This is a genomic window from Streptomyces sp., assembly GCF_031178505.1.
GTDB lineage: Bacteria > Actinomycetota > Actinomycetes > Streptomycetales > Streptomycetaceae > Streptomyces > Streptomyces gulbargensis.
Genome location: NZ_JAPSIW010000201.1, coordinates 1 through 9,589 on the forward strand (window position 1 = coordinate 1; position 9,589 = coordinate 9,589).

Consider the following 9,589-nt stretch of genomic DNA (forward strand, 5'->3'; position numbering starts at 1 on the left):
GCCGCGCGCTGGGCATCGAGCCCCTCCCCCAGAACCTGGGCGAGGCGCTGGCCCTGATGGAGCGCAGCGACCTGGTCGCCGAGACCCTCGGCGAGCACGTCTTCGACTTCTTCCTGCGCAACAAGCGGCAGGAGTGGGAGGAGTACCGGTCCCAGGTGACGGCCTTCGAGCTGCGCAAGTCACTGCCGGTGCTGTAAGGGCAGGTCAGAGCGAATTTCCCGCTGATTCAGCAGATGGGGCCGACGGTTGCGAACCGTCGGCCCCATCGCGCCTCACGGGCTCTGGGCCGTCTCTGGGCCGTCTGGCACCGGGTCGGTAGCCTCGTAGAGGCCGTCCACGGCTTTTCGGGCCCGCGCGTCGCTGCTCGGCATGAGGTGCGTGTAGACCCGCAGGGTGAACCCCGGATCGTTGTGTCCCAGGTAGTTGCTCAGCGCCTTGACGTTCTCGCCAGCGTCCAGGAGGACTGAGGCGTAGAAGTGCCTGAGAGCGTGCATGCCGTGCTCGCGTGCAGCCTGATGGCGCTCCCCCGGTCTCGGCGTAGGGATCACACCAGCAGCCACGAGAGCAGGCTTCCACACACGGTCGTTGAAGTCCGTCCGCCGAACCGCACCCGCGCCGTCGAGGCGCGTGAACAGCAGTCGCTTGGTCACAAGCGGGCCGCCCACGCGAAGCCATGGCAGGGTGATCTCTACGGGTGGGAACGTCTCTATATGCGCTTTGAGGACGTGCGCTACGCGGTCCGGCAATGGGACGTCCCGGACCTTGTCTCGCTTCGGCGGCGCAAACACAAGGCCCTCTTTCGTCACCTTCACCTGATTGGCAACGTGGAGCCAGCCGGAATCGAAACGAATGCCGTCGACTGGCAGCCCGAAGATTTCCCCTTGTCGTAGTCCGCATCCGCCTCCCAGGTCCACTGTCGCGCGGTAGCGCGCCGGCAGCGCCGCCCGTACGGCGAAGACACGCGCTCCGCTCCACGGCACGATGCGCCCGGCGCCCGGAGCAGGGGGCCGCACGGATTGCGCGTGGCAGGGGTTCTTCGCCAGATGGCCATCGTCCACGGCCGCGTTGAGCACCGCCGCAACGTTGTTGTAGATCACGCGCCGGTAGGACGACGCCGACACGGCCGTCTCCAGTTGGCTCAGCCAATCCCGGATGTGCTCCGGTTTGAAGGACCCAAGCGGGCGCGGGCCGAGATAGGGGATCGCGTGACCGCGAATCGCAGACTCGACCGATTCGCGCGTCGTCATCGCAGTGGTCTGCGTGGTCAGCCACTTCTCGGCGTACTGCCGGAACGTCACGCGGCCGGCAGAAGGGTCCAGGTACTGCCCCCGGGACATGTCCGCCTCGATGTGGGCAAGCCATTGATCGGCCAGCCGTTTCTGTCCGTCGCGGAAGGACTTACTCTTCTCGGTCCCGTCCGGGCCGATGTAGCGGGCGCGATAACGCAGGCCCGATCCGTGCCGCTCTGTTCTCACGCGGCGGGGCTTCCCGTTGGAATCGGCCTCGATCTTGTACCAGCGGTCTTGGACGTGGCCCGCCATGCGGTGGTGATCCCTTCTCTACGTGCAGCAGGGAGAGCCGCAGGGGTGCGGCTCTCCCTGCTGTGTCTTGTGATGTCTGGTCAGGCAGCGTCGCGGTCGACGTTCTTGCGGTCGGTGACGTAGGCGCGGATGTCGGCGGGGTCGTAGCGCAGATGCTTGCCAATGCGGAAGCCGGGCGGGCCAGTCCGCTTCTTGCGCCACTGGTAGACGGTCTCTAGGGGCACCTCGAACATCGCAGCGATGTCATCGGGGGTGAGGTACCGGTCGGGGAGGCCGTTCCGGAGAGTGGCGCGAGGGTCGGAGGCTGCCATGAGGACTCCAAGGGGGGTGGGCGTGACCGCCTGTCCGAGGTGCGGATTTCTGCGTCACCTGCGTCATCTGCGTCATTCGCGGCTCTGACCTGGGGTTTCGTGGTGACGCAGCACGATGGAGGTCCGTCACCGGTGACACAGACCTGCGTCATCGGGTGACGCAGGTGACGCAGGATGACGCAGGAATCGGGCGTCTGCGTCACCCGTCTTCTGGCAGGTCACCGGCCGTTTTCGGAGTGCGGGTGACGCAGGTGACGCAGCGTCTTCCTACTTCGGACAAAGAGGGGTGGTCTCTGTTGTGGTGCGGCTCAGGACGTGAAGAAGGAGCCGCTTCGCGGCGCGACCATCGCAGGGCGGCGGCGCCGCCGAACAGCAAGAGGAGCACGCGCCGGCGGGTGCTCCTCTTGCTTGTCCGAGAGCACGACCGGGGGCGACGGCCCGCCCCGGCCGTGCGGTCAGAAGGCCGCTTCCTGCTCGGCCGGGGGCGGCACGTCGGCTGGCCGCGCGATCTCGATATAGCGAGATGTCTTGGTGCGTCCCCAGTCGATGAGGACGCCCCGGGCGGCGAGGGTTGGCTGTAGGCGCTTGAGTCGGTCTGAGAGCACCTTGCCGGTGGTCGGCCACCCTTTGGGCAGGGGACGGAAGTCCTCGCCCGTGTAGAGGCCCGTCAGAGCGTGCAGCCATTCGGCGGACGTCATCCGCTGCTCGGTGCCCGACCCCATGTCGGTGGCGTGCTTGAGTACGGTCTGTGCCAACAGGTCGCCCTCGATGACGTCGTCGTTGAGGTCGTCCAGGCTGGCCCGGTAGGCGGCGAGCGCTCCCAGACCGGTGGCGGCGTCGAGCTGTGCGCACAGGTGCGCGAAGTCGGCCATGCGTAGGTCGGTCGGGATGTCCGCCTGTGCTGCCCGTACCTGCACGGTGAGGTCCAGGAGCGAGCCGAGGATGACAGGGAGCACCTCGGCGAAGTCGGACCACAGTTCCGCTTCAGTGCGCCGGACGCGGGGGCGTTCCAGGCGGAGCGGCAGGAGACGTTCGGCGAGGTCGGGCCGGATCACGCCGACGTCGATGCCGGTCAGGAGCAGGGGGCGGCGGTAGCCGATGCGGAAGACGTCCCCGTCGGTGAACAGGGCGCGCTTGACGTTCTCGGCGCCGGTGACGATGCAGCACATCGCGTCGGACAGTTCCGGGGTCATGTGGGAGAGGTTGTCCAGGGCGGTGACCCAGCCGGCCGCCACCGCCGTGATCAGGTTCTCCTCGTCCTTCGGGGCCCGGCGCAGGTCCCCGGTCATGCCCTCGATGATCCGCACCAGCATCCGCCCGCCGGTGGACTTGCCCGCGCCCTGCGGCCCGGTGAGGAACGGGGCGGGCACGGGCACCGACGGTGCGAGGCAGCCGATGAGCCACGCGATGGCCAGGCACTCGGTCTCCGCGGTGGCGAAGTTGCACAGCCGCATCAGCAGGTCGATGCCCTTGCCGTCGGTGTCCTTGACCGGCAGCGGCAGCTCCCCCGTGAGCTGGGTACGCCGCCAGCAAACTTCCCGCGGGTCCGGGGTGCGGATGTCCCACCCGGTGGGGTGGATGCGCACGGACTGCCCATCGGCCCGCCCCAGGTCCAGCCAGGAGGCCCCGTCGAATCCGGGGGCGACGCGGATGTGCACGGGCTGCACGTCCTCGGTCAGCGCCAACGCTTCGATCAGGTCTAGCGCTTCCTTCATCGCGGTGCCGTTGAACACGCCGATGCCGTCCCTGAACAGTCCGACCATGAGTTCCTGCCGGTGGCTTCCCGTCGTGCCCTGGGAGCGGATCGGGCGGGCCACGGGGTGGCCGTTGCGCTGCGCGTACACGGTGCCGTCGGCGGTGCGGAAGTACCGGAAGTGGGATTGCGCGTAGTCGGTGATGATCTCGCGGGCCGGGGTCTTCTCGTCCTCGGACATGGTCACAGTCCCAACGTGGTGCGGGCGTTGGTCCACGCGTCCGTGCAGTGCCGGGCCGTCTCGCCCTTGCTCTGCGCGGCGGTGAACAGGCGGGCGACGTGGGTGTCGGTGAGGCAGCCGCACCGGCCGTGCCTGGACAGCACGGCCAGGAACGTCCGGTACACGGTCGTGTGGACCGCGCTGGACGCCTCCGTGATGCGCTGCTCCGCCATGGCGATGCCACGGTCCAGGTAGGCGGGCGTGCGGTGCGGACACTCCCCTCCCCCGGCACCAGCGGGCACGACGGCCGCATGCGGCGCCGGGCTGGCCGGGGAGGGTTCCTTGACGGCCAGCGCGCGCACGGCGTCCGGCAGCTCGGCCATGGTGCCGGTGCCGGGCCCGAGGTAGCGGGCGTAGGCCATGGTCGACTTGATGTCCACGCCGGGGCGCACCGCGTTCACGGAGCGCATGGCGCCTCGGTAGATCCAGTGCTGGCCGCGCGTGGTCGGGACGGTCCGGGTGGCGGGCAGGGCGGTGCGGGCCCAGGCGATGGCGTCCACGTCGTCCAGGTCGACGACGGTCAGGCCGGCGCCGCCGGGGTGGTAGCCGACGCACACCGCCCGTCGCCACGCCGCCGCCCATGCGGGCGAGACGATGACGGCCGGGGCGGTGGTGGCGGCGGCCCACGCGTGGCAGGGGGCCGAGCAGCGGCAGGGGCCCGGGGTCTTCATGTTCGGCCGGCCGCCGCACGCGTTGTCCGCGCACGCCGGGCAGTTGCCGAACGGGACCTTGCCCCGGCGCAGTGGCAGCACGGGCACGCCGGACGCGGCGAGGCTCAGCGCGGTGTGCTGGGGGTGCACCGGTGTGGTCATGCCGCCACCTCCAAGGCCGAGCGAACCGGGATGCCGGTGGGCACGGAGACGATGTGCGCGGCGAGCAGCGGCGGCACAGCGTTGCCGACTTGCTCGAACTGCTTGGTGCGGGTCCCGTGGAACGGGTGATCGGCCGGGAACGATTGAAGGACGGCTGCTTCCGCGAGGGTCAGGTTGCGCTCCTCGACGCCGTCTCCCACCCACTTGCAGCGGTTCGCGGTACCGGTGATGGTGAAGGACGGTTCGCTCAGCGCCCGCTCGTACCGTTCGACGTCGCCGGAGGGCAGCTTCCAACCCTGCCCGCTGCGCAGCTTCCAGGAGCGCGCCCGGCCGGTCAGTGCGTTGCTCGGCCGGTCGGCCGTGAACTCGTTGCCGCCGGCCGCCCGTCCCCGCTCGTCCTTGGGGCGGTCGCCACGCGTGTTGACCGTGACGCCGGACGGCAGACCCAACGCGTCCGCCATGGACACCCAGGAATCCGGGCACCCGCCGAACAGATCGACTACCGGGGACTTCGCGTGCGTCGGCTCGGGCGCGCTCACGCCCCGGGTGCGGGAGGCCAGGAGAATGGCCCGCCTCCGGGTCTGCGGCACCCCGTAGTCGGCAGCGTTGAGGATGCCGACCCACACGCTGTAGCTCCAGATGCGGAGGATGCCCGCGTACTGCTGGAACAGCGGGAGAACGTCGGGGACTTCCTCCAGGCACACCCACCCGGGGCGGAGGTCGTACAGCCAACGCATCGGCTCAGCGGCGAGCAGGGACTGCGCATCCTTGCACTGAGCGAGCAGTACGGCGCGGGTGTCACGGCCATGGGCGAGGTCGTCGACGGCCTGATGCACGATCACCTGATCGGCGAGTCCGGCGCGCTTCCCGGCCCTCGACCACGCCTGGCACGGCGGGGAGGCGATGAGGCCGGTGATGCGGTCCTTGAACGATTCGGTCGGGTGGGCAGCCACGTCGGTCTGAATGGTCGCGTGACCGGCGGCGAGCGCGGTCGTGCAGGCCGCCGCGTCCCACTCCAGGCCGATGTCCGTCAGACCCAGCATCCTGAGTCCTTCGGACCAGCCACGCGGGCCGGCGAACAGATCGACGATGGTCGGCGGTGCACCAGGCACTCGCCGGATGGTGGCGGGTTGCGTCATGCTGGGGTATCTCCAGTTCCTTGGTGGGTTCTGGTTGGCAAGGGCGGCCCCGTGTTCTTGGCGGAAGAGGGGGCCGCCCTTGGCATCGCTAGTGGTGCGTGGCCCAGCGGGCGTACTGCTGGCGGACGTAGTGGCGCGGGTCGCAGATCACGCGGATCTCGAACATGCGGGACGCCTCTACAGGTCGGGGATGGCTTGGACGACGGCAGCCGCCATCTCGTTGATGGGCCCGGCCGCGCCGGTGGAGGCGAGGAAGAACCCGAACATGACGGCGACGAAGGCGGCGCCGGCGCTCAGGCTGTGGTGGCGCAGGAGGAAGAACAGGACGAGTCCGAAGAGGAAGACGAGGGAGACGGTCACGGCCATGTGCGGAACTCCCGGTCGGTGTGGTGGCGGCGGGTGCCGGCGGCGTGGATGTCGCGTCCGGTGTTGAGCAGGCGGCGCCCGATGCGGAGCCGGTAGCGCTGCCCACGGCAGCGGCGGCACAACTTGACCGTGCGGCGGGCCTGGCGGACGCCCGTGCCCTCGCACGTGCGGCACGGCGCGAACGGCCGGACGGTACATAGCAGTGCGTAACCGGCGAGGACGAGCAGGACGGCGAGGCTAGCGAGAGCCACGGGGGCTCACATCCCTTCTCAGGGCGGGTTTCGGGGGTTTGCGCAGGTGGGCCGCTAGACGCTAGTTCGCTGATCAGCGGCCCCATGGGGCGCTAGTAGGGCTGCTAGACCTAGCGGGCGCGGGTGCTAGGTCTAGCAGTGCTGCTGGGGTCAGGCGGCGGCCCGATCGGCGTTACGGCGTGTAATCGCGGCGGTGATGTCGGCGCGCTTGATGCCGCGCCGGTTGGCGCCCTCGCCCTCGTCGGTGGTGCCCCATACCTGCCCCGGCTTGATGCCCCACGGCTTGAGCGCGGCGGTGACGTTCTCACCGGCCCAACCGGTGTAGACGTCGGGGTGAGCGGCGGCCAGGCGGGTAGCGATGCGCTCGCACCACACGGCCTTCTCGCCGTCGGCGATGACGTCGAGGACATCGGCGAGGATGTCGGAGCCGGTGCCGGACTGCTCGGGGCCCTTGCCGACGGCGTGGCCGGTGACGTTGCCGTACTCCTCGCGGGCCTGGCGGGCGCGGGCGACGATGCGTTCGGCGGCGACCGCGTCCACGAACGCAGACGCGACGATGCGGGGGTCGTCGCCCTCGCCGGCCATCCAGCAGATGCCCCGGTCGGAGCGGGAGAACATGGTGGCCCGGTAGCCGGACTTGTACATGGACGTGCCCAGCACCATGTCGTTGGCGGGCTGGCCCATGACCTTCAGGCAGAACCGCAGAACGGCATTGGCGCTGATGCCGGTAGGCAGGGACTTCGCGTCGGGCCGCTGCGTGCCGAACATGGCCACGATCCCCAGCGCCGGACCGCGCTTGACCAGGTCGGTGCAGATGGCCTCGATCTCCTTGCCGTACTCCTCGTGCTCGAACGGCACCTGACACTCGTCGAACCCGACCACGATCGGGTGCAGCCCCAGACTCCTGTCCGCCGCCAGTTCGGGCGTGACCTTGGACTCCGGGCACCGCGAGCGCGGCAGGGACTTGATGACCTTCGCGCGGCGCCGCAACTCGTCCTTCAGCTCCCGCAGCGACTGCACGACGTAGGCGATGTCGTCGTCCTCCTCGCCGGCGCGGTAGCGGTGGCAGACCGGTTCCAGGGCGCCGAAGTCGCCGGTGCCCTTGAAGTCGAACGCGTGCACCTCGGCGCGCGGGTCGAGAGCGGCGATCAGCAGGAACAGCCGCATCAGGAAGGTCTTGCCCATGCGCGGGATCGAGCCGACGACGACGGAGGCGAACATCAGCGTCACCGCCACATCCCGCATCCGCTGATCGTTGCCGAACACGACCGGTCGGAACAGGTCCACCATGCCGGACTTGGCCAGCGGCCAGGCGGGCTTGGTGGTCTCGTTCATCGGCTTGTCGCCCACCCACAGCACCAACCGGCCCTCGTGCTGCTCCGGGTCCGGCGAGGGCCACACGCAGCCGGTCTTGCGGCGCAGACCGGAGGCCAGCGGCTTACGGGCCTCCATGATGTCCTCGGGCGTGACGCCGTAGGGAAGGTCCAGGTCGGCGCGGTAGCCGGGCCCGTCCCGCACGATCTCCGAGACGAACCGCAGCCCGTTCATGTCACCGCCCTTCTTGATCGCAGCGGTGATCTTCGCGTTCCCGATGCTGTCGAGTCCGCGCAGGACGATGGACCCGGTCAGCTTCTGCACCTCCGTCTTCAGCACCGCCGGACCCACCACGGGCGCGTCGGGCTGCTGACCGGCCAGACCGAGCAGCAGCACCCCGCCAGCCGCGAACGCGTACAGGAACGCGGGGGCCAGGACGTACAGGTACAGGGCGAACCCGACCCCGAACACCGCCGCCACCAGCGTGACCAGGCCCCGCAGGCGGATACGGCCGGCGCGCAGCCGGGCCAGGCGCATGTACTCCTCGACGTCCTCGGTACGGACCGCGAACTCCCGCAACGGGGCGGCCTCGCGGTCCCACACCCACCGATTCGTGCTGGCGACGAACCGGCACGCCCCCCGCGGCGACATCAGCGCGAGGCGTCCGGCATACACGGGAATGCGGACCCCGTGGTACAGGGCGGCGTATCCCACGTGCGCGCCGGTGTGTCGGGCGGTGGCGAGGAAGTCCCGCCGGTTGGTCAGCCATCCGGCCAGGACCGGCTTGCGCTTGTCGATGCGCACCTTCGGCTCCGGCAGCGCCGGATTGTCCACCGGCACGGGTGCGGCCGGCGTCTCGTCGGGGTCGGGGACGGGGCGCAGGTGCGGGCCCGTCGTGGTTTCCGTCATGCTGCGTACTCCCTGCTGCTTCGAAAGTGGTGGTGGGGTGGCCCGGGGGCGGCCTGATTCCTTGGCCGGGACGACCGCCCCCGGGGCGTTGCTACTTGCTGCCCTGCTGGCGCTTGAGGGCCCTGTTCTCGATCCGCTCGATCTTTCGCCTGAGGTCGCTCTGGTCGACGCGTCCGCTGCCGTGGCGGTCGTCGGCCAGCCCGCGCTTGGCCATCCGCGCGACGTACCAAGCGATCTGCGCCTTCTCACCGGCGGTCAGGCGGATCTTGTTGCTGCTCACAGCTGTCTCCCGTTCCGGGCCGGACTGTCCGGCTCCCTCCCGCTGCCCGACCCGGCGGGGGCGGGCAGCGAGGGGCAGCCGTCAGCGGCGGCGGGCCCGAGCGACGTTCTTCGCGGCGCGCTTGCCGTCCTCGCCACCCACCGAACGGACGACGGTGACGACACCCCACGCGCACACCGCCGCGATCAGCGCGAGCAGGGCGAGATTGGCGGCCATGGCGGTGAGCACGCCCACCAGCAGCGGGCCGAAGTAGACGCCGGCGGCCACCGCCCCGGCACCGACCCCGGTACCGAGCGCTACGCGCTGCACCGTGCGGTCCGGCGGCGCCTGGTGCACGTGCTGGTGAACGATCTGCGGGCCGGTGTACTGCGCCGGCGCGGGCAGATGATCGGTGTAGGTGTACGTGCCGTCCGGGAGCTGCACGACCCGGGGCACCTCAGGCAGCGATTCCATCGCAGGACCCTTCGGGGTAGGCGCACGGCACACACATGCCGAGCGCTGCGGGAATGACATGACCGGCGTCCCGCCCGCACTCCGGGCAGAGACGGCGGGCGGCGCTCGCCCTGGCCAGTGCCGCCCACTTCGCGGGCGTCATCGGACGTACGGGCTTGGCGAGGTCGACGCGGTAGAGGTAGGCGACCAGCGGGCCCCGGCGACGACGCGGCCGTTCGAGCTGCGCGGCCACCCCCTGAC

Annotated in this window: 11 protein-coding genes and 1 pseudogene; 1 reads left to right on the forward strand and 11 read right to left on the reverse strand. The window is 70.2% G+C overall.

The window, feature by feature from the left end; translation table 11 throughout:
* Positions 1-197, forward strand: a pseudogene (locus RIF68_RS15810) (glutamine synthetase); the annotation flags it as partial.
* A 75-nt stretch (positions 198-272) separates the two neighbouring features.
* On the opposite strand, the gene RIF68_RS15815 reads toward RIF68_RS15810, so the two are convergent.
* The 11 genes from RIF68_RS15815 to RIF68_RS15865 all read right to left on the reverse strand — a co-directional run.
* Complete coding sequence (locus RIF68_RS15815) at positions 273-1,541, reverse strand: site-specific integrase (protein WP_309051888.1); 1,269 nt, start codon at positions 1,539-1,541, stop codon at positions 273-275.
* Between the two features lie 80 nt (positions 1,542-1,621).
* Positions 1,622-1,852: a helix-turn-helix domain-containing protein gene (locus RIF68_RS15820; protein WP_309051889.1), complete on the reverse strand. Its 231-nt coding sequence runs from the start codon at positions 1,850-1,852 to the stop codon at positions 1,622-1,624.
* Positions 1,853-2,307: 455 nt separating this feature from the next.
* On the reverse strand, positions 2,308-3,786 hold the full coding sequence (locus tag RIF68_RS15825; protein WP_309051898.1) for an ATP-binding protein: 1,479 nt from the start codon (positions 3,784-3,786) through the stop codon (positions 2,308-2,310).
* Positions 3,787-3,788: 2 nt separating this feature from the next.
* Positions 3,789-4,637 carry a bifunctional DNA primase/polymerase gene (locus tag RIF68_RS15830; RefSeq protein ID WP_309051890.1) on the reverse strand — a complete coding sequence of 283 codons (849 nt, stop codon included), beginning with the start codon at positions 4,635-4,637 and terminating at the stop codon, positions 3,789-3,791.
* A complete protein-coding gene (locus RIF68_RS15835; protein ID WP_375165707.1) occupies positions 4,634-5,680 on the reverse strand; it encodes a DNA cytosine methyltransferase in 1,047 nt (348 codons plus the stop codon). Before RIF68_RS15835 ends, RIF68_RS15830 begins: the two co-directional genes overlap by 4 nt.
* Before the next feature lie 273 nt (positions 5,681-5,953).
* The gene (locus tag RIF68_RS15840; protein ID WP_309051892.1) at positions 5,954-6,142 is read right to left on the reverse strand and encodes a hypothetical protein; all 189 of its coding nucleotides are present in this window, start codon (positions 6,140-6,142) and stop codon (positions 5,954-5,956) included.
* On the reverse strand, positions 6,133-6,393 hold the full coding sequence (locus tag RIF68_RS15845; RefSeq protein ID WP_309051893.1) for a hypothetical protein: 261 nt from the start codon (positions 6,391-6,393) through the stop codon (positions 6,133-6,135). The genes RIF68_RS15840 and RIF68_RS15845 overlap by 10 nt, the downstream gene beginning before the upstream one ends.
* Before the next feature lie 150 nt (positions 6,394-6,543).
* Positions 6,544-8,616 carry a cell division protein FtsK gene (locus RIF68_RS15850; protein ID WP_309051894.1) on the reverse strand — a complete coding sequence of 691 codons (2,073 nt, stop codon included), beginning with the start codon at positions 8,614-8,616 and terminating at the stop codon, positions 6,544-6,546.
* A 91-nt stretch (positions 8,617-8,707) separates the two neighbouring features.
* On the reverse strand, positions 8,708-8,896 hold the full coding sequence (locus RIF68_RS15855; RefSeq protein ID WP_309051895.1) for a DUF6257 family protein: 189 nt from the start codon (positions 8,894-8,896) through the stop codon (positions 8,708-8,710).
* Positions 8,897-8,977: 81 nt separating this feature from the next.
* Positions 8,978-9,349 (reverse strand): DUF6251 family protein, encoded by a 372-nt coding sequence (locus RIF68_RS15860; RefSeq protein WP_309051896.1) that lies wholly within the window; start codon positions 9,347-9,349, stop codon positions 8,978-8,980.
* Positions 9,333-9,589: RRQRL motif-containing zinc-binding protein (locus RIF68_RS15865; protein WP_309051897.1), on the reverse strand; the 257-nt coding region annotated here is incomplete at its 5' end. The genes RIF68_RS15865 and RIF68_RS15860, both read right to left, overlap by 17 nt.

Excerpts from the sequence above, each read along its gene's own strand:
- RIF68_RS15860 (WP_309051896.1), bottom strand. The coding sequence starts at position 9,349 with ATGGAATCGCTGCCTGAGGTGCCCCGGGTCGTGCAGCTCCCGGACGGC.
- RIF68_RS15825 (WP_309051898.1), bottom strand. The coding sequence starts at position 3,786 with ATGTCCGAGGACGAGAAGACCCCGGCCCGCGAGATCATCACCGACTAC.
- RIF68_RS15820 (WP_309051889.1), bottom strand. The coding sequence starts at position 1,852 with ATGGCAGCCTCCGACCCTCGCGCCACTCTCCGGAACGGCCTCCCCGAC.
- RIF68_RS15840 (WP_309051892.1), bottom strand. The coding sequence starts at position 6,142 with ATGGCCGTGACCGTCTCCCTCGTCTTCCTCTTCGGACTCGTCCTGTTC.
- RIF68_RS15835 (WP_375165707.1), bottom strand. The coding sequence starts at position 5,680 with ATGCTGGGTCTGACGGACATCGGCCTGGAGTGGGACGCGGCGGCCTGC.
- RIF68_RS15815 (WP_309051888.1), bottom strand. The coding sequence starts at position 1,541 with ATGGCGGGCCACGTCCAAGACCGCTGGTACAAGATCGAGGCCGATTCC.
- RIF68_RS15830 (WP_309051890.1), bottom strand. The coding sequence starts at position 4,637 with ATGACCACACCGGTGCACCCCCAGCACACCGCGCTGAGCCTCGCCGCG.
- RIF68_RS15850 (WP_309051894.1), bottom strand. The coding sequence starts at position 8,616 with ATGACGGAAACCACGACGGGCCCGCACCTGCGCCCCGTCCCCGACCCC.